The sequence below is a fragment of the Kiritimatiellia bacterium genome (genome assembly GCA_018001225.1).
In the GTDB taxonomy this organism is placed as follows: domain Bacteria; phylum Verrucomicrobiota; class Kiritimatiellia; order CAIQIC01; family JAGNIJ01; genus JAGNIJ01.
Window position 1 is genome coordinate 26,441 of the sequence record JAGNIJ010000010.1, and the last position, 17,164, is coordinate 43,604.

The 17,164-nt window shown below is 68.6% G+C and carries 19 protein-coding genes; 5 read left to right on the top strand and 14 right to left on the bottom strand.

Annotated features, from left to right (window positions below):
* Positions 1-3 precede the first annotated feature (3 nt).
* Entirely contained in the window at positions 4-801 is a 798-nt protein-coding gene (locus KA248_05080; protein MBP7829269.1) for an inositol monophosphatase, read from the top strand.
* Positions 802-820: 19 nt separating this feature from the next.
* Here the strand turns inward: KA248_05080 and KA248_05085 are convergent, their stop codons facing one another.
* On the bottom strand, positions 821-1,162 hold the full coding sequence (locus KA248_05085) for a hypothetical protein (protein MBP7829270.1): 342 nt from the start codon (positions 1,160-1,162) through the stop codon (positions 821-823).
* Positions 1,159-1,608: a type II secretion system major pseudopilin GspG gene (gene gspG, locus KA248_05090; protein ID MBP7829271.1), complete on the bottom strand. Its 450-nt coding sequence runs from the start codon at positions 1,606-1,608 to the stop codon at positions 1,159-1,161. The genes KA248_05085 and gspG overlap by 4 nt, the downstream gene beginning before the upstream one ends.
* 136 nt (positions 1,609-1,744) lie before the next feature.
* On the opposite strand from gspG, the gene aroC reads away from it, so the two are divergent.
* Entirely contained in the window at positions 1,745-2,824 is a 1,080-nt protein-coding gene (gene aroC, locus KA248_05095) for a chorismate synthase (protein ID MBP7829272.1), read from the top strand.
* Here aroC and KA248_05100 read toward each other — a convergent pair.
* Entirely contained in the window at positions 2,821-3,759 is a 939-nt protein-coding gene (locus KA248_05100) for an NAD-dependent epimerase/dehydratase family protein (protein ID MBP7829273.1), read from the bottom strand. The two genes, aroC and KA248_05100, sit on opposite strands and share 4 nt — an antisense overlap.
* A gap of 108 nt (positions 3,760-3,867) precedes the next feature.
* Between KA248_05100 and KA248_05105 the strand changes: the two genes are divergently transcribed.
* Both KA248_05105 and KA248_05110 read left to right on the top strand, forming a co-directional pair.
* Positions 3,868-5,064 carry an alkaline phosphatase family protein gene (locus tag KA248_05105; GenBank protein ID MBP7829274.1) on the top strand — a complete coding sequence of 399 codons (1,197 nt, stop codon included), beginning with the start codon at positions 3,868-3,870 and terminating at the stop codon, positions 5,062-5,064.
* A gap of 13 nt (positions 5,065-5,077) precedes the next feature.
* Positions 5,078-6,100, top strand: a complete 1,023-nt coding sequence (locus KA248_05110) for an endonuclease/exonuclease/phosphatase family protein (GenBank protein MBP7829275.1) — start codon at positions 5,078-5,080, stop codon at positions 6,098-6,100.
* A gap of 101 nt (positions 6,101-6,201) precedes the next feature.
* On the opposite strand, the gene KA248_05115 is transcribed toward KA248_05110, so the two are convergent.
* From KA248_05115 to KA248_05155, 9 genes are all read right to left on the bottom strand, one after another.
* Entirely contained in the window at positions 6,202-6,582 is a 381-nt protein-coding gene (locus tag KA248_05115) for a DUF1844 domain-containing protein (protein MBP7829276.1), read from the bottom strand.
* Complete coding sequence (locus KA248_05120) at positions 6,579-9,221, bottom strand: insulinase family protein (GenBank protein ID MBP7829277.1); 2,643 nt, start codon at positions 9,219-9,221, stop codon at positions 6,579-6,581. Before KA248_05120 ends, KA248_05115 begins: the two co-directional genes overlap by 4 nt.
* A gap of 4 nt (positions 9,222-9,225) precedes the next feature.
* Positions 9,226-9,648 (bottom strand): hypothetical protein, encoded by a 423-nt coding sequence (locus tag KA248_05125; protein ID MBP7829278.1) that lies wholly within the window; start codon positions 9,646-9,648, stop codon positions 9,226-9,228.
* On the bottom strand, positions 9,645-10,073 hold the full coding sequence (locus KA248_05130; GenBank protein MBP7829279.1) for an HIT family protein: 429 nt from the start codon (positions 10,071-10,073) through the stop codon (positions 9,645-9,647). Before KA248_05130 ends, KA248_05125 begins: the two co-directional genes overlap by 4 nt.
* On the bottom strand, positions 10,070-10,264 hold the full coding sequence (locus tag KA248_05135) for a hypothetical protein (protein ID MBP7829280.1): 195 nt from the start codon (positions 10,262-10,264) through the stop codon (positions 10,070-10,072). The genes KA248_05130 and KA248_05135 overlap by 4 nt, the downstream gene beginning before the upstream one ends.
* Before the next feature lie 340 nt (positions 10,265-10,604).
* Positions 10,605-11,495, bottom strand: a complete 891-nt coding sequence (locus KA248_05140) for a hypothetical protein (protein MBP7829281.1) — start codon at positions 11,493-11,495, stop codon at positions 10,605-10,607.
* 55 nt (positions 11,496-11,550) lie between these two features.
* Positions 11,551-12,654, bottom strand: a complete 1,104-nt coding sequence (locus KA248_05145; protein MBP7829282.1) for a hypothetical protein — start codon at positions 12,652-12,654, stop codon at positions 11,551-11,553.
* A gap of 3 nt (positions 12,655-12,657) precedes the next feature.
* Entirely contained in the window at positions 12,658-13,263 is a 606-nt protein-coding gene (locus tag KA248_05150) for an isoamylase early set domain-containing protein (protein ID MBP7829283.1), read from the bottom strand.
* Positions 13,260-13,799: a sigma-70 family RNA polymerase sigma factor gene (locus KA248_05155; protein MBP7829284.1), complete on the bottom strand. Its 540-nt coding sequence runs from the start codon at positions 13,797-13,799 to the stop codon at positions 13,260-13,262. The genes KA248_05150 and KA248_05155 overlap by 4 nt, the downstream gene beginning before the upstream one ends.
* 158 nt (positions 13,800-13,957) lie before the next feature.
* Between KA248_05155 and KA248_05160 the strand changes: the two genes are divergently transcribed.
* The gene (locus KA248_05160; protein ID MBP7829285.1) at positions 13,958-14,224 is read left to right on the top strand and encodes a hypothetical protein; all 267 of its coding nucleotides are present in this window, start codon (positions 13,958-13,960) and stop codon (positions 14,222-14,224) included.
* Between the two features lie 217 nt (positions 14,225-14,441).
* Here the strand turns inward: KA248_05160 and KA248_05165 are convergent, their stop codons facing one another.
* Positions 14,442-15,680, bottom strand: a complete 1,239-nt coding sequence (locus KA248_05165) for a hypothetical protein (protein MBP7829286.1) — start codon at positions 15,678-15,680, stop codon at positions 14,442-14,444.
* Positions 15,677-17,026 carry a DUF4139 domain-containing protein gene (locus KA248_05170; protein ID MBP7829287.1) on the bottom strand — a complete coding sequence of 450 codons (1,350 nt, stop codon included), beginning with the start codon at positions 17,024-17,026 and terminating at the stop codon, positions 15,677-15,679. Before KA248_05170 ends, KA248_05165 begins: the two co-directional genes overlap by 4 nt.
* Between the last annotated feature and the right edge of the window lie 138 nt (positions 17,027-17,164).

The following is a 17,164-nucleotide window of genomic DNA, read 5'->3' on the forward strand; positions in this document are numbered from 1 at the left end:
GCCATGACGGATTCCTTCCCGCTGGATCGGTGGCTGGAAACCGCCGTGGCGGCCGTCCGCGCCGCGGGCCGCCACGCGCTGGAAAACCGGCGCCGCCGGACCGAAACGGTCGAACGCTCCGCCCACGACGTCAAACTGGCCCTGGATCTGGAGTGCCAACGCGAAGCCGAAGCCGTGATTGCCCGCGTCTTTCCACACGCCCGCGTGATGGGGGAGGAAGGCGGCTCGGGCGGAGGGGACGGCGCCCCGGTCTGGGTCATCGATCCCATCGACGGAACCGTGAATTTCTCCCACGGCATGCCGCTGTGGTGTTCGTCCGTGGCCGTCCTCCAGGGCGATGAAACCCTGGCCGGCGCCGTGCTGGTCCCGGAACTGGACGAACTCTACACGGCCACCTGCGAAGGGCCGGCCGAGCGGAATGGGGCGGCGATCCGGGTGTCGGATACGGCGTCGCTGTCGGACGCGATGATCCTGACCGGTCTTTCCAAGCACATGGGCTCCAACCCGGCCGCGCTGGACTTCCTGGCGGAGATCGCCGTCCGGGCGCAGAAAGTACGGCTCATGGGGGCGGCGGCCGTGGACCTTTGCCATGTGGCCTGCGGGCGGTCCGACGGCTACTTCGAGTCGAGCATCTACCTGTGGGATGTGGCCGCCGCCGGCCTGGTGGTCCGCCGAGCCGGCGGGCGGACCGAAACGCTCCGGCAATTCAGCCCGGTCCACCTGCGGTACCTGTGCACCAACGGGCGCCTTCACGAGGAGTTGAAGCGCCTGGTCGAACGGCACTTCCCGGGGCCGGGATAGCCAGCCTCTTTCGAGGGCTTCAGGATTCCCGGAAGGCCGCGGTGAGGGCGAGGCCCTCCGTGAAACAGCGCAGGACTTTCCATCGCCACACGTCGGGTTCGGCGCCGGTCAGGATCTCTTCGGACTGCAAGCTCCAGCCGGCCGGCCAGTCTTCCGGGCGATCCTCCAGGACCGCGCCCAGGTAGCGGGCCGCGGCCGCCTGCCGCAGCAGCAGCCGGCCTTCCAGCAGGCGCGCGGAGGCGCGGTCGGCCCGGAATACGGTGGCCAGCGAGCGGGCGGCGACGTGGACCAGGAGCGCGGCGACCAGCAGCGCGACGACGATCTCCACGAAGGTAAAGCCCCCGCGTGACGCCGAGTTCATTGCAGGTCGGAACTCGTGAGATCCCCGGCCTCGCCGCTGCCGCCGGGCTCGCCGTCGCCGCCGTAACTGATGATCTCGAAGAGTTCGTTGCGGCGTCCGGGCGCGAGGTAGAGGTACTCGCGGCCCCAGGGATCCTCGGGAACCTTGACGGAGTCCAGGTATCCGCCGTCGGGATAGTTGCGGGGCATTGGCTCGCGGGACGGCCGGGACACGAGCGCTTCCAGGCCCTGCTCCTGGGTCGGCACGGCACCCTGCTCGGCCCGGTAGAGCTGCACGGCGGTCTTCAGCTGCTGGAGCTGCATGCGCGCCGCCGAGACGCGCGCCTCGCCGGGCTTGTGCAGGATGTTGACCCCGACGAGGCCGGCCAGGATCGTGATGATCAGCACCACGACCAGGATTTCAATCAGCGTAAAACCCGCCCTGCCGCGCCCGGGGTGTTTCTTCATGGGTTTCTCCGATGCTGTGCGTTGGACACGGGCCAGCATCGAACTTTTCCGCGGGAGCGTCAAGCCCGCGCGACGGCAAGGTTGCATCCGTCCCGCCCCCGATTTATGCTGGGCCCGGAAGGAAAGGAATCCGGTTATGTCCAGCACGTTCGGCGCGATCTTCAGGGTGACCACGTTCGGCGAGTCGCACGGGAAGGGCGTGGGGGCGGTCGTGGACGGCTGCCCGCCCCGGCTGGCCCTGGCCGAGGCCGATATCCAGGCGCAACTGGACCGCCGGCGCCCGGGGCAGAGCGACCTGTCGACGCCGCGCGAGGAGAGCGACAGGGTCAGCATACTTTCCGGCGTGGAAAACGGGCTCACGCTGGGCACCCCGATCGGCTTGCTGGTTCCGAACCGGGACCAGCGGCCGGGCGATTACTCGGACATGAGCCGCATCCCCCGTCCGTCGCATGCCGACTGGACCTACCAGGCCAAGTACGGCATCCGGGCGTCCAGCGGCGGCGGCCGCTCCAGCGCGCGCGAGACGATCGGCCGCGTGGCGGCCGGCGCCATCGCGGAGAAGTGGCTGCGGGAACAGTTCGGCGTGGACATCGTGGCCTGGGTCAGCGCCGTGGGGCCCGTCGACGCGCCCGACCTGGCCGGCCGCGCGCTGACGCGGCGGGACGTGGATGCGCACCCGACCCGGTGCCCCGATCCGGCCGCGGCGGAGAAAATGGCGGAGGCCATCCGGGCCGCGCGCGAGGCGAGGGACTCGACCGGCGGGGTGATCACGGCCGTGTGCCGGGGCGTTCCGGCGGGCTGGGGCGAACCCGTCTTCGGCAAGCTGGAGGCGCGGCTGGCGCAGGCCATGCTGTCCATTCCCGCGACCAAGGGCTTCGAAATCGGCTCCGGCTTTGCCGGGGCCCGGATGCGCGGATCGGAGCACAACGACCCCTTCGTCATGAAGAACGGGCGCCTCGGCACCGCGACCAACCGCAGCGGGGGCGTGCAGGGCGGGATCTCCAACGGCGAACCCATCATGTTTCGCGTGGCGTTCAAGCCGCCCGCGACCATCGGGACGCCGCAGCGGACGGTGGATTTCGACGGGCGGCCGGTGGTGCTGGAAGCGGCCGGCCGGCACGACCCGTGCGTCGTGCCGCGGGCGGTGCCCATCGTCGAAGCGATGGCCGCCCTGGTGCTGGCGGATGCGGCGCTGATCCAGAAGACCCGCGCTTAAATCGACTGCTTCTGCCAGGCCAGTTGCGCCTGCAGGCCTTCCCGCACGGGCGTCGAGGGTCGGTAGCCTAGCATGGACGCGATGCGGGCGATGTCCGCCGCCGTGTGCTTCTGGTCGCCCGGCCGGGCGGGTTCGCGCCGGATGTCCAGCGCGCGGCCGGTCAGTTCCTCCAGCAGCGAGACGACTTCGTTGAGCGACACGACCTGCCCGCCGCCGACATTGAAGGTCTCGCCCAGGGCCTTGTCGCGCTGCTCCATGACCAGCAGGGTCGCCCGAACGCAGTCCGCCACGTAGGTGTTGCTCCGGGTTTGATCCCCGACCCCGTAGAGGGTGAAGGGCTCGCCCTTCAGCAGGCAGCGGATCAGGATGTGGTAGGCCATGTCCGGGCGCTGGCGCGGGCCGTAGACGGAAAAATACCGGAGGATGGTCAGGGGCAGGCCGAAACTGTCCGCGTACGTCCGGCAGAGATGTTCGGCCGCGAGCTTCGTGATGCCGTAGGGCGAGCAGGGCCGCAGGATGGAGTTCTCCGGGCCCGTCGCCTCGCGCCCGTACACGCTGGACGTGGACACGTGGATGAAATGCGACACGTGCGCCTCGCGGGCCGCCTCGAGCAGCCGCTGGGTGCCGGTCAGGTTGCAGGAGGCATAGAGGTCCAGGTGGCTCCAGCTCTTCATCAGGCCGGGCATGGCGGCCTCGTGGAAGACGACCTCGCAGCCGTCCACGGCCGCGGCCAGGTCGGCGGTGCGCAGGTCCAGTTCGTGGAACGTGAAGCGGGGGTTCCGGCGCGCGTTCGCGAGGTGGGTTTCCTTGATCGGGCGGGGATAGTAGGGGATGAAGGCGTCCAGGCCGACCACGTCGTGGCCCTGTTCCAGGAGGGCCTCGCACAGATGCGACCCGATGAAACCCGCCGCCCCGGTAACCAGGCATCGACTCATGAAATTCCCGCTCCTTCCTTGCGCATGAAACAACATCGCGGCCCTCAAAACCAGCCGAAAAAAGCCGGCCCTTGAGAATGGGCGCGGGCGGGCCTATAGTAGCCCGCCATGGCCCTGATCGAACAAGGCGTCCTGCGCGGGTTGTACGCCCCGGAATACCGCGGAAACAGCATCGTCAACCTGCTGGCCAGCCTGATCCGGGCGCGGGGCGGGCGCTCGCCGTACGCGGGCCTGCGCGGCTTTCCCGCCGGGGTGTTTCGCCGGGCGCGCCGCGCGGTCTACCTGGTGCTGGACGGGCTGGGGGAGCATCAACTCCGGTGGTATCTCGGCCGCGTCCGGCGCAGCCCGTTTTTCGGAACGCAGCCGCGCTCGGTCATCTCCACCGTCTTCCCCGCCACCACGGCCGCGGCCGTGACGACCTTCGCGACCGGTGCGCCGCCCCGCGCGCACGGCGTGCTGGGCTGGCACCTGCATCTCCCGGACCTGGGCATGGTCAGCACGATCCTCATCGGCACCACGCGCACCGGCATGCCCATGATGGGGCCGGATTTCCCCCTGAAGGAATACATGCGCCTGCCGTCCCACCTGGCGACCGTGCCCGGCCGGCGCACCCTGATTTCCTACGGCGACATCCCGGACAGCCGCTACTCCCGCGCCGGCCTGCGCTGGCACGAGACCGTCGCCTGCACGACGCTGAACGGCCTCGTCCGGCACGTGACCGCGTTCGCGCGGGCGCCCGGCCGCGGGCTGGCCTATGCCTACTGGCCCGGCCTCGATTCCCTCTGCCACGAGTGGGGCTGCTTTCACCCGAAGACCTTTGCCCACATGGCCGCCCTCGACCGCACCCTGGCGGACCTCGGCGGGCGGCTCCGCGGCACGGGCACGGCCCTCGCCATCACGGCCGATCACGGGCTGGTCGATACCCCGCCGGAAAAGTGCATCGAGTTGCGGAGCGTGCCGGGGTTTTACGACGGCCTGGCCGTGTTGCCCTCGGGCGACGCCCGCGAGGTCTCTTGCTTCGTGCGCCCGTCAAAGGTGAAAGCCTTCCGGTCGCTGGTGCGGACCCGACTGCGGAGGGCCTGCTACTGCGTCGAGGGCGAGTACCTGGTGAAGCGCGGATTCTTCGGCCCGGGCCGCGATCACCCGGCGCTGGCCCAGCGCGTGGGGGACTACGTCCTCATCGCCCGGGACGGGTACGCCTTCAACACCACGCCGCCGGGGATGCCGTCGAAGTTCAAGCGGGGCAACCACGGAGGCATGTCCGCCGAGGAAATGCGGGTCCCCCTGTTTACCGTGACCTTTTAAGGAAGTGATCCCCATGAAACGATACTTCGCGGTGGTCTGGGCGCTGGTGACGGTCATGGCGGCGAACAGCCGGGCGGCCGGGTTTCGCCGGCTGTACGGGGACGCGCCCATGGAGCCGCCGCGCATCGTGAAGTACGACCGCGGCGCGACCGTTCCGGTCGGCGAGGCCTTTCGCGTCGCGAGCTACAATATCGAGAACTTTACGGACGGCGTGAACGACAAGGAGCCCCGCATCCCGCCGCACGCGGAGATTCAGGCGAAAGCCGCGGCCGCCCTCGTGGCCGAGATCGATCCCGATATCCTGGTCATCCAGGAAATCGAGAACGAGGTATCGCTCAACCTGCTCAACGCGGCGTTGCCCCGACCGTACCCGGTGGCCGCGATCACTCGCATCCGAAGCGCGCCCGACTGGCCGGAGAAGCTGAACCTGGCCGTGCTTTCACGGTTGCCGGTCCAGGCGCTGCGCGAGCAGGACTTCGGCTACCTGCGCGGGCGGGACAGCCCGCCGCGCGGGCTGTTGAGCTTCACGCTCGAACTGGAGCCCGGGCTCGGGTTGCTGGTCTACGCCGTCCACCTGAAGTCCAACTACGGCGGGGCGTCCACGGTCAATTACGCGCAGCGCCGGCACGCGCTGCGGTTCCTGCGCGAGGACGCCGAGTCCTTCATCCGGAGCCGCCCGGACCGCCGGTGGGAGGTACTGGTCCTGGGCGACATGAACACCGACCCGGACTCGCGGGAATTCGCGCGCGATCCCACGCTCGATCCGCTGGCCGACTGGGTGGACCTCTGGAGGGGGCAACCCCTGGCCGAGCGCGCCACCATTCCCACGCGGTACGGCGATCCCGCCAAGGAATTCCCGCCGGCGGCCTTCGACCGGTTCATCGTCACGCCCGGCGTGACCCAGCCGCCGTGGACGGTGGGAAGGCCGCATGTGCTTCAAAAAGGCGTCAACACGGCCGACATCCTGGCCCTGCCCGGCGTGGACCCGAACCACGCGTCGGATCACTATCCCGTATACCTGGACATCCGGCGCTGAAGCGGGGCCCGATCCGGTCTTCTGTAGCTCCGCCGCTCTGCCGGCGGAGTCTTTTCCGGTGACGGAGCGCCGGAACTACAGAACAGACCATCCGAGCCGGCTCAATACGACTTGTGGAACCGCGGTTCCTGGGAATCCTTGCCGCCTTCCGCCTTCGACTCCGGCGCCGGGGCGGGCGCGGGAGGTTCGGCGGGCGCGGGAGCCGGCGCCGCGTTCCGGGTTTCCACGAAGGTCAGTTTCAGGGACATCAGCGTGTCCTTCAGCAGCCGTTCCTCGTCCCGGTCGAGGTTTCCCTTGGTCTTGGCCTCGATCATGTCCAGCAGGTCGATGGTGGCCTCGGCGGCCTCCACGTTTACCTCGGCCTTTTTCGTGGCCGGGTTGACGAGCTTGCCCATCGCCTGGCTGGCGGACGTGGCCAGCATCATGACGAGCTGGATGAACAGCGACTTGTGAATATCCCCGGTGCGTGGTTGTTCGTTCATGGTTTTTCTCCGCTGGGTTGGGACGCCTCGGGCAGTACGATGGAAACCGCCTGGCGGTCGGGCTGGAGCAGGGAAGCGACGGCGTCGCGCACCTGTCCGACGGTCAGGGCGCGCCAGCGTTCCTCCGCCGTGAAGGCGTGCCGGTAACCGAGCCCGTACAGTTCGTGCAGGGCGCACATCTGGGCCAGGCCCGCGTTGTTCTGCAGGCTCATCTGGTGCCCGGCGACCAGTTGCTCCACGGCCCGCTGCAATTCCTCCGGTCTCGGTCCCTCGCGGCCCAGTCGTTCGACCTGGGCCGCCATCAGGTCTTCGACCTGTTTTACGGTGTCTTCCTTGACCCCGGCGTACAGCGCGAACAGGCCGGGCTGCAGGCCTTCCCGCGAGGTGGCGCCGACGAAATAGGCCAGGCCGCGGCGGTCCCGGACCTCGATCCCGAGGTCGGACGAGAGCCCGCTCAAGGTATCGCGGACCACGGCCAGCGCGTCGCACCGCGGGTCGCGGACGTCCACGCCGGGATAGCCGACGAGCAGAATGGCCTGCTCCCGGGGCTCGCGCGCTTCCGCGCGGGACGGCAGCGTCGGCGCGGCGGCGGGCGGGGGCGGTTCGGGGGGCCGGCCCCGGGGAAGGCCCGCGAACGCCTTTTCCGCGAGCCGGCGCGCCTCGTCCGGGGTGATATCGCCGAACACGGAGAGGGCCAGGTTGCCGGAGACGGCGAGCTTCCGGAGGTGGGCGACGAGGTCTTCGCGGCCGATGCGGTCCACGCTGGCCTCCGTGCCCAGCTCGGGGAGCCGGTAAGGGTGGCCCGGGAACAGCGCTTCCTGGAGGGCCACCTGCGCCCGGTACATGGGTTGCTCGCGCTGACGCCGGATGGCGGCCTTCTGCAGGTCGCGCTGCTTGTCGAGTTCAGCCGGATCGAAGGAGGGCTGGAGCAGGCATTCCGCCGCGAGGTCCAGTAACACGGCGGCATCCTGGCTCAAGCCGCGCGCCTGCAGGCCGAAGCTGTTCCAGCCGGAGAAGGCCGAGAGCGAGCCGCCCAGCTGTTCCACCTGCCGCGCGATTTCCCCGGACGATCTCGACGCGGTGCCCCGGGTCAGCAGTTCCGCCATGAGCGGCGTGATGCCGTTGCGCTCCGCGTCCTCGCTCAACAGCCCGCCGCGAAGCACGACGGCGATGTTCACGAACGGCAGGCGGTGGTCCTCCCGTACGATCAGCGGAATGCCGCCGGCCAATTCCATTTTCACGACGTCGGACCCGGGACGGGGCGGCTCGACAGCCTGGGCCGCGGCGCCGGCGCCGGCCGGGGCCAGGATGACGAGGGTTCTCTTCTCGGGCGCCAGGTAGCGCCGCGCCACGTCGCGCAGCGCGGCCTCGTCCACCCGCTCCACGCTCTGGAGATACCTTTCGCTGAAGCGCGGGTCGGCGGCGTAGAACTCGCCCGAGGCGAAACTGGCCGCCTGCCCGGCCATGTCCTCCAGCGACGAGAGTTCCCCGACGAGGACCTGCCGCCGGGCCTTGGCCAGGTCTTCGGGCGGAACGGTCATGGCGGCCCAGCCGGCCACATCCTCCTCGATGGCGTTCAGCAGGTCCGTCTCGCGGGCCGGGTCGCAGGTGCCGCCGATCCCGAACAGGCCGATGTCGAGCGGCGTGTACGACCAGGCCGACAAGTCGAAGGCCAGCTTGCGCTTTTCCACGAGATCCGCCGTCAGGCGGGAACTGCGTCCCTGTCCCATCAGGGCGGCCAGGACGTCGAGCGCGGCGGCGTCCGGATGGTTCATCGGTACGGTGGGCCAGGCCACGCGCACCCGGGTCACCTCGTACGGCCCCGTTCTTCGCTCGAAGCGGGGGGCAATCTGGGGCGGTTCGGTGGGCAGGCCGACCGGGGCCCGGGCCCGGCGGGCGAATCCGGCAAACGTTTCTTGTACGCGCCGCTCGGCTTCGCCGGCGGCGATATCGCCCGCGATGGACACGATCATGTTGTCCGGCGTGTAGTTCCGGCGGAAATAGGCCGCGAGATCGTCCCGGGTCGTGGACTTGAACACATCCTCGTAGCCGATCACCGGGATGCGGTACGGATGGACCCGGAAGGCATTGGCCCAGAGCATCAGCCCGACCTCCCGGTCGGGATTGTCGCGGTGCATCGCGAACTCGCGCAGGATCACGTCCCGCTCCCGGGCCCACTCCTCCTCCGGGAACGAGGCGTTCATCACGGCGTCCGCGAGCACGTCGAGGCCGACGGTCCAGTTCTTCGCGGGCAGCGTCACGTGAAAGACCGTCCGGTCGAATCCCGTGTAGGCGTTGATGTCCCCGCCCGCGTCGCTGATCTGGCGGCTGATATCGCCCGGCGAGCGGGTGGGGGTCCCCTTGAAGATCATGTGCTCGACGAAGTGCGAGAGGCCCGCGCCCAGCCATTCCTGCTCGTGGATGGACCCGCTGCCGACCCAGACCTGGATGGCCACGACCGGCGCGCTGTGGTCCTCCTTGACCAGCAGCACCATCCCGTTGTCCAGCACCGTCCGGCGCAATCCTTCATGGGCCCGGCGCAGGGTGTCCACGGGGTTGCCGCCCGGCTCCGCCGCCCGGGACACCGGCAGCCCGGCCAGGAGCGCCAGCAGGATGGTAATCTGCAATCGCGTGGCCATGATTTCAGTTGTCCCGCCCCGGCGGGGCGGGCAGGTCGGCCTTGCCGCCGGCCAGGAAGGGCTCCCGGAAGGCCTGCTTGAAGTCGTAGCCGCCCGAAAAATCCTCCTTCTTGTCCCGCTCGGTCTTGCCGAGGATGCCCTTCTCGACCAGGTTGAACACCATTTCCCCGATGTCCTCGCAGCGCCGGATGCCCCAGCGGTTCAGCACGGTCAGCGCCATCGGCCCGAATTCCTGGAGCGCGTACTGGCGGATGCCCTCGAGCAGTTCGCCGCCGGTGACGTGCCGCGCCGGGCCCTCCGTGGGCTTGGACAGCAGCTTGATGGTGAAATCCAGCGCCTCGCGCAGAAACTCGTAGGCCTGCGCGTCGTAGCGCGGATCCTCGCGCACGATCTGTTGAAGCACGTCCTCGTAGCTCGGTTTCTTCATGCGGTCTGCTTCAATCCCTGCCGTATTTTTTCCGCCACGCCGGCCGCCTCATCAGGCGCGGCGTATTTTCCGGCCTTCCAGTTCCAGTGGTAGCCGTCGTCCTTGAACCGCGGGACCACGTGCACGTGCAGGTGGGGGACCACCTGGCCCGCGACCCGGCCGTTGGCCTGGTGAATATTGACGCCGTCGGCGCCCAGCCCGTTCAACTGCGCCCGCGCGATTTTCTGCGCCGTGACCATGACCTGCGCGGCGGCCTCCGGGGCGGCGTCCCGGAGCGAGTCGAAGTGCTGCTTCGGGATGACCAGCGTGTGGCCCTTGACCAGCGGCCCGATGTCCAGGAACGCCAGCGTGTGCTCATCCTCATACACGCGCGTGGACGGTATTTCGCCCCGGATAATCTTGCAGAAGATGCAGTTCTCGCTCATGGCGTGTTCTCCAGCCCGGCTGGTGTGTAGGGCTCGGGTTTTTCCGACTTCAGGTACGTGTAGCGCGCGATCAGCCCGATGATGAAAATCAGCAGGATGCCGCCGATGAACTTCCGCTCCTCCGGCGTCAGCGCGAACCACGCCCGCGCCCAGCCCGTGCTGATCCATTCCTTCGTCTTCTGCCAGCGCATGGCCCCATTGTACTCTGACTCCGGCCCGCGGGCAATGGGGGGATTGGCAAGCGGGCCCCCCGTGCAGGACTGATTCACGAGGACGGTGAATCCTCCTGCCATGAAGGGGATGTGTCTTTTCCACAACGGCTCAGCTCGCGAAGCCTGTGGGGCCGGGTCCGCGGAGCCGGCCGGCCCTGCGACCGAGGGCGGTCGCGGGCTACTCCGAGTTCCGCCTCCTCGCTGTCGGGGTAGCGCGGCCTCGCCCCCGAGGCCAGCGCAGGCCCTGCTTTGCGCGGACCTTGCTCTTCGCTGTTTGCATCAGGTTGTGATTCCTTATGAATCAGTCCTGGCCCCCGTGTCAGCGGGCGCCCGCCTCGTGCTCAAATACCAGGCGAACGCCGGCTGCCGCGCGCCACCAGCTGTAGTCGTTGCCGTCCACCGTGCTGGAGAAAGATTCCCCGTCCACAGAGGCCAGCAGTTCCAGCCAGGGTCGGAGACGGCACGTGGTCCACATGCCGGCGCGGAACGGAGTGTCCCGCCATTCGGTCCCATCTACCTCGACGTCATAGATCCGCGTGCCCGTTTCCGCCCAGGCCCCCGCAGTCCATCGGGCCGAGAGCTGGCAGAGGCCGCCCGCGGCCGCGCCGAAGCCCGAGTACTCCGCCTCGGGCGCGTCGGACGTGTTCCACTCGGCATAGCCCTCCGCCCACAGCGTCGCCCGATTGGACAGGTGCCAGCGCAAGCCGGGCCGCAGTTCCACCCGCAGGTCCGCCCGGTCGGTGGCCGACGTGTAAACGGACGTGTCATAGAAGGTTTGCCGGACCGTTCCGCCGAGTGTCCATTCCGCGGGCGCGCGCGCCAGCGTCCGGGTCGCGTACGGCCGCGCGTACCAGTATGTGCAATCGTCGTCGGGCAGGGCGCGGTCGCGGTACTGGCCGCCGCCGGCCGTCAAGCCGGCCTCGTACGGGCCGTCGAAATAGCGCCAGCGCCCGTAGCCCGAAGGCTCCTCCCGGTACTCGAATCCTTCCTCGAAGTAGCTGGTCACGCGGTACTCGGCGCCCAGCGCGGCCTCCGTCTTGTTACCGAACCGGAGCAATTCCAAGGCCGGCGCCGCCAGCCAGAACGCAGAGCCCTCGCCACTGCCGGATTCGGTCCAGCGATTTTGTTCGAAGCCGGCCTGGGCCTCGAGGCTCGATGTGAGATAGGTCTCGGCGGCGCAAGGCATCCGCAGAGAGAGCAGAAGGGCCATGCTGGCTGGTATAAACCTCATGGTGGAGAAATGATTCACCGGTGTAGGGGGCCGTTCAGTTCTTGGACGAGCCGCCGCCCGTCCCGCCATTGCCCTGGTTGTCCGACCCGCCCTGGCCGCTGCCGGAGCCGCCGGCCCCCGGGCTTCCGCTTCCGGCGTCCGACGGCGCGTTGCCCGATGTGGACGAGGAGGGGCCGGGCGAGGATGACCCCGGGCCGGGCGAGGAATACGTACTTCCGGGGCCCGGTCCGCTGCCGGGGCTGCCGCTGCTCGTGGTCGGCCCGATGCCGCTTCCCGCGCCGCCGGGGGCTCCGGCCGCCGGCGAACTGTACGCTCCGCCGGCTCGGCTGGAGCCGCTGCCCCGGCCCGAGTATCCGCCGCCTCCCCCGCCGGGCCCGGCTCCGCCGCCCGACCCGCCTCCCGCGCCGCCTTCGGACCAACGGCCTCCGCTTCCGGCGCCGTTCCACAGTTGCTGGCGTATGCGGGAGCCCTCCATCCGCGCGTCGTGCTGCTGCACCGCGAAGCGGGTTGCCCGCATGATTTCCGAGCGCCGCATGTTGCGCTGGGTGAAGTCAGTCATCATCTGCCCGACCGTGGGTTCGTCCATCCCATCGAGAACCATGGTCTCGCCGGCCTCCACGATGCTGCGCAGGCGTTCGCTCTGGCCGCCCGCGCCCTGGGCCAGGACGCCTTGCAGCGTGGGCGCGGACAACCCGCTTTCCATCGCCAGGGCCACGGACATCATCAACTCGTCATGCCGCGGAGAGCGCGGACCGTAGCCGGTTTCGCGCAGCAGGCCGCCCGCGGTCTTCAGGTGCCGGAGGCGCTGCCCGGCGGCCTGACCCAGGGCCTCGGCCCCCGCGCGTTTCGTGGCGCCTTCCTCGATGCGGCTCACGACCGCCGCGGCGGGCAGGTCGTCCCGCGCCGCCTCCCTCGCGGCGGCCAGGCAGGGCTCCGCCGCGGCGGGGGTCAGGCCGTTGGCCTTCAATTGATCGAGCAGCCGTTGCCAGCGGCGCGGGTCCAGCCCGGCCGGGCAGTCCCGCGCCTGGCCGTCCCACGTCGGCTCGCCGACCGCGGGCGCCTGGCCGAAGGCTCCGGTCGCGGCCCGCAACGCGAGCAGCACGGCCAGGCCCCGGGGCCACAGCAGGTTGCGCTTCATCGCCTAACTCCTTTCCTCGTAAACCACGCGGACGGCGTTCTCCCGGCCGAACCCATCGGGCCGGCGCACTTCCGCGTCCGGATCGGTCACCCAGGTGGTGCCGTTCACAAGAAACTGGTATTCGTATCGCCCCTCGGGCAATTCGACGTCTGTCGTCCAATGCCCCGAGGCGTCCGGGCCCTGGAGCTGGATGGTGCCGGCCGTCCAGTTGTTGAAATCGCCGACGAGTTCCACGCGCTCCGCCCCCGGCGCGTGGATCTGGAAATGCACCAGCATCCGCGGCGGTCCGGACGGAGCGCCCGGTTGCCGCAGCACCGGCAGGAGCGCGAGCACGAGCAAGGCGCCGGCCAGCGCGGGGATCGCCCACTGCCGCCGCGCCGGGACCAGTGTCCCCAGCCATTCGAGGAAGGTTGGGCGCGGGGCGGGGGTGATCGCCGCCATGACGCGCGCGGCCAGGTCGGCCGGCGCGCGGACCCGCCGGGCCTCGAGCCGATCGAGCGCCGCGCGATAGGCCGTCAGCCGGGCTTCCTCCTCCGTATCCGCGGCGGGCGCGGGGACGTTCTCGCCGTCCAGCCGAGCATGGAACCGGTCGCGGGGATGGTTCTTCATGACTCGCGCTCCCGTTCGGTCTTGAGCAAGTGGACCAGTTCGTCGCGCCCGCGCGCCACGCGCATCTTGGCCGCGCTCAACCCGATGCCCAGCGTGCGCGCGATCTCTTCGTAGGACTGTCCCTCGACATGTTTGAGGAGCAAGGCGGTGCGCAGGGTCTCGGGCATTTGGGCGAGGGCGGCCTCCAGCCCCTCGTCGGGCAGTGCCGGCGCGGGCGGCGGACCGGCTTCCTGCAGACGGGTCAGCGTCTCCTCCATCCGGCGCCGCCGGCTGAAGCTCCGGAACCGGTTGCGCGTGAGGTTGGCGCCGATGCTCATCACCCAGTTCCGAAAAGAAAACTCCGGCTTGTACGAATGCAGTTTCCGGAAGGCCCGGATGAAGGTCTCCTGCGCGATATCGGCCGCCTCATGCCAGTTGCCGGTCATGCTCCACACCAGGTTGAATACGGAATCCTGATTTCGCCGCACCAGTTCCGTGAAGGCGTTGGTATCGCCTTCCCGGCACCGGGCGACGATCTCGGCATCGCTTGCATTCATTATCTCCTACAGCTTGTACACCGGAGGCCGCGGTTTTGTCACGTGGCCCCCGCAAAAAACCGGAATGTGACCTTTTGCGGGGGCCCGGTGTATCTAGAGTAGAACATCCGGCGGTTCGGATGCGACGAGACGGGGCGACAGCCCGGAAGGAGACTTGGATGAAGACGGCAGTTCGGTGGACGGTGGCGGTGGCGATGGGGGTTTCGCTGGCGGCCGGCACGGCGCAGGCGGCGGGCGGGAACGCTCGGCAGCGGAAGGGTCACGGTTACGGGACCGCTACCCGCACGGGCAGTGCGTCCGCGACGGCGCTCAAGACGCGCTCGCAAGATCGGCTGCGCGACGGCTCCTGCCTGACCTCGACCACCGCCGCGGCCCAGGATCGTTTGCAGAGCCGTTTGCGTGACGGTTCGTGCCTGAACAAGTAACGCAAGGAAAGGAGCGGAGACCATGAAGAAGTGGATGATCGTTCTGCTGCTGGTGCTCGGAGCCGTGTCGGTGTTCGCCGGCGGGGATAAGAACCGCGGCGACAAGGGCAAGGGCGCCGTTCACCAGGTTGTGGGCCCGTAAAGCACGCCACCCCGGGGGGCACAGTTAATAAACTGTGACCCCCTCGAGGGGCGCGGGTGCGCGACCTTCAAAAACTTACCGCAGATCCCGCGCCCGGATGTTGTTCCGGACGAAGTCCATCTTGAGCGTCAGTTTGTCCTTGGGCTTCAGCTCGACCCGGAACTCCAGCGTCTCATGGTCCTTCAGCTCGTAGTCGAGGCTGGCCGACCGCATGGTCCACTCGCCCGGGATGTACTGGGTCAGCACGAGCACCGCCGGCTGGTCCTTGAAGTTCTCCACCTCGGTCTCGATCAGTTCCTCGTTGTCGTAGAGGATGATCTCGTTCGACGAGTTGCGCTTGATGTTGATCTGCCGGTTCACCTTCTGGCGCTGGGTCACGACCACGTCGCGGCCCTCGCCGACCCGGATCTCCATGTCCTCGCCGACCGGGACGAAGCCGGGATTATCCTCGCCGACGAAGATCGTCGAGCCGTGCCCGTCCTTCTGGAACACGCGGACCTTGCCGTCCCAGAGGGCGTTCTCCCCGAGGCCCTTCGCCTTGGTGTTGGCGATCGCGTAGTAGACCGGGATGCCCACGTTTTCGTCCAGGCGCGACGGGTCCCACGGCTTCTCGCGCGCGTCCCACTTGAACGTCTTCACGATCGGCAGGCCGGCCTTGCTCAAGAACAGCCGCTGCCGGGTCTCCTCGTGCTTCGCGCTCATGGAGAACGGCTCGCCGTAGTCCAGGCGGACCTGGGCGTCGGCAAAGTCCTCGCCGGAGAAGTTACGGAGCACCAGGAACGACTCCAGGTCCAGCTTGCTCTCGTCCTTCTCGGCCGTGCCGGTGTAGGTCACCAGCCGGTCGATGCCCGAGAGCAGGTAGCTGATCCGCACCTTCGCGTTGCAGGCCTCCGCGCAGGAGAGCTGCCAGACCAGCGCCCCCTCGCCGGGCGGGTAGCTGACGTTCAGCAGTTGGACCTTGTCCGCGGGCGAGAGCGCCGCAAGCCGGATGGAATCCTGGTCGATCGTGACGCCCTTCCAGGAGAAGTCCACCTGGTTCAGGCCCTTCTGGAGCGTCAGCACGCGCTCCTCCTCGACGACCGTGGCGGCGGGATTGTCCAGGCGGATCATCGTCGCGTCGCGGTCCGGCAGGGCGACCAGCTTGATGCGGGCGCCGGCGGGGATTGCCGCAAAAATCCACAAGAGGCACAAGCCGGACAGCAAGCGGCTCGCGGGGACGCTCGCGCTCCATGTCGTCGGACGGCCTTTTGGAGGGCGAGCCTCCGGCGAGCCGCTGCAGCGCGATGTAAGGGTGTATAGATTGGTCTTTTTCATCGGCGTTCCCTCCTGTCTCCTTCGTGGTACACGACCCGGTAGGTGATTTCGCGCTCCGTGTTCGGCGGCAGCTCGACCACGAACTTCAGCCGCTGGGCGTCCTGCTTCTCGAACGAGGCCAGTTCGCCCTTGGGCTTGATCTCGTCCACGTACTGGTGGCGCAGCCGGCGGAAGACCTCCACGCGCACGGGGATGTCGCGGTAGTTGTTCAGCTCCAGCGTCCAGTCCTCGGCCTGGTCGTAGCCGCTGATGTTGCCGTTCGTGCCGTGGAACAGGTAATGGTCGGTCTGGATCTTCATCAGCTTCGGCTCGACCTTCACGCCGCGCGCCGCGCCGAGGTTCAACTCCGCCTCCTGCTCCACCGGGATGTACTTGACCGGCGTCGCGCCCTCGTAGGAGAGGTGGTCCTGCTTGTCCGCCGTCCGGTAGACCTTGAAGAAGCCGTCCGGCAGCGGCGTCTCGCCGAGGTTGTGTTTCTCGTCGTTCTTGAAGAACAGCAGGCGCATCGTGGTCGAGCCGTAGCGCTCCTCGTCGTACCGGAACAGGTTCACCACCGGCACGCGCACGGGCTTGAACGACGGCAGGCGCTTGGACCACTGGTTCGGGATCGTCTCCGTGCCGGGGATCGTGTAGAGGAAGTATTCCGACAGGCCCTCCTTCACGATCTCCTTCGGGCCGGCTTCTTCAGCATAATCCATCGCGCCGGCCAAGGCCATCGCTTCTGGTGCCCGGGACATTCTCATGACCATGGGGGCCGCCGGCACGACTTCCGGGTACGGCCGGCCGTAGGGCTCCTTGCGCCGCGCGAGGTCGGCGATCTCGTCGATGAGGTTGACCACGCCGACGATCATGCGGGTCTGGGCGTTGGCGTAGTCCTCGCCGGAGTTGTTGGTCACGCGGACGTAGCCCTCGAGGAGCATGTCCTTCTCGTCCTGCGAGAGCGTGGCCATGTAGAACGCGCGCCAGGAGATGCCCGAGGTGAAGAACGTGATCTCGACGAGCACCTCGCCCTCGACCTCGGACTGGATGTTCCAGACCGCCTGCGAGTTGATCCGCGGCGGGTAGGAGACGTCGAGCAGCTTGACCGCATCCGGCTTGTCCACGGCGCGCAGGCGCAGGGACGTGGGATCGATCAGCGTGTTGGCCCAGCCGAAGGAGAGCTTGTTGAGCCCCTTCTGCAGGGTCAGCTTGCGCACCTCGCGGACCAGCGTCAGGTCCGCCGAGTTGTAGATCGTGAGCTGAACGCTATCGCGTTCCGGCAGCGTGACCAGGTCGATGCCGGCGCGGGCGGGCAGGACGAACCCGCACGCCGCGAGCGCAAGGCAGGCCAAAGACCGTATCTTCATAGGCGCATTCCTCCAGTTGATGGCGTCATCATACCAGCCGCCGGGGCGTTGTCCATGGTCCGGCGGCCCCTGTTTAATACGGCGCGGCGGTGCTGCCGGATGACAGGGTGCGCCGGCCGCCTGGAAAGCACTCCCGGG

Coding starts and splice junctions, on each gene's coding strand:
- KA248_05080 (MBP7829269.1), top strand. CDS start 4: ATGACGGATTCCTTCCCGCTGGATCGGTGGCTGGAAACCGCCGTGGCG.
- KA248_05085 (MBP7829270.1), bottom strand. CDS start 1,162: ATGAACTCGGCGTCACGCGGGGGCTTTACCTTCGTGGAGATCGTCGTC.
- gspG (MBP7829271.1), bottom strand. CDS start 1,608: ATGAAGAAACACCCCGGGCGCGGCAGGGCGGGTTTTACGCTGATTGAA.
- aroC (MBP7829272.1), top strand. CDS start 1,745: ATGTCCAGCACGTTCGGCGCGATCTTCAGGGTGACCACGTTCGGCGAG.
- KA248_05100 (MBP7829273.1), bottom strand. CDS start 3,759: ATGAGTCGATGCCTGGTTACCGGGGCGGCGGGTTTCATCGGGTCGCAT.
- KA248_05105 (MBP7829274.1), top strand. CDS start 3,868: ATGGCCCTGATCGAACAAGGCGTCCTGCGCGGGTTGTACGCCCCGGAA.
- KA248_05110 (MBP7829275.1), top strand. CDS start 5,078: ATGAAACGATACTTCGCGGTGGTCTGGGCGCTGGTGACGGTCATGGCG.
- KA248_05115 (MBP7829276.1), bottom strand. CDS start 6,582: ATGAACGAACAACCACGCACCGGGGATATTCACAAGTCGCTGTTCATC.
- KA248_05120 (MBP7829277.1), bottom strand. CDS start 9,221: ATGGCCACGCGATTGCAGATTACCATCCTGCTGGCGCTCCTGGCCGGG.
- KA248_05125 (MBP7829278.1), bottom strand. CDS start 9,648: ATGAAGAAACCGAGCTACGAGGACGTGCTTCAACAGATCGTGCGCGAG.
- KA248_05130 (MBP7829279.1), bottom strand. CDS start 10,073: ATGAGCGAGAACTGCATCTTCTGCAAGATTATCCGGGGCGAAATACCG.
- KA248_05135 (MBP7829280.1), bottom strand. CDS start 10,264: ATGCGCTGGCAGAAGACGAAGGAATGGATCAGCACGGGCTGGGCGCGG.
- KA248_05140 (MBP7829281.1), bottom strand. CDS start 11,495: ATGGCCCTTCTGCTCTCTCTGCGGATGCCTTGCGCCGCCGAGACCTAT.
- KA248_05145 (MBP7829282.1), bottom strand. CDS start 12,654: ATGAAGCGCAACCTGCTGTGGCCCCGGGGCCTGGCCGTGCTGCTCGCG.
- KA248_05150 (MBP7829283.1), bottom strand. CDS start 13,263: ATGAAGAACCATCCCCGCGACCGGTTCCATGCTCGGCTGGACGGCGAG.
- KA248_05155 (MBP7829284.1), bottom strand. CDS start 13,799: ATGAATGCAAGCGATGCCGAGATCGTCGCCCGGTGCCGGGAAGGCGAT.
- KA248_05160 (MBP7829285.1), top strand. CDS start 13,958: ATGAAGACGGCAGTTCGGTGGACGGTGGCGGTGGCGATGGGGGTTTCG.
- KA248_05165 (MBP7829286.1), bottom strand. CDS start 15,680: ATGAAAAAGACCAATCTATACACCCTTACATCGCGCTGCAGCGGCTCG.
- KA248_05170 (MBP7829287.1), bottom strand. CDS start 17,026: ATGAAGATACGGTCTTTGGCCTGCCTTGCGCTCGCGGCGTGCGGGTTC.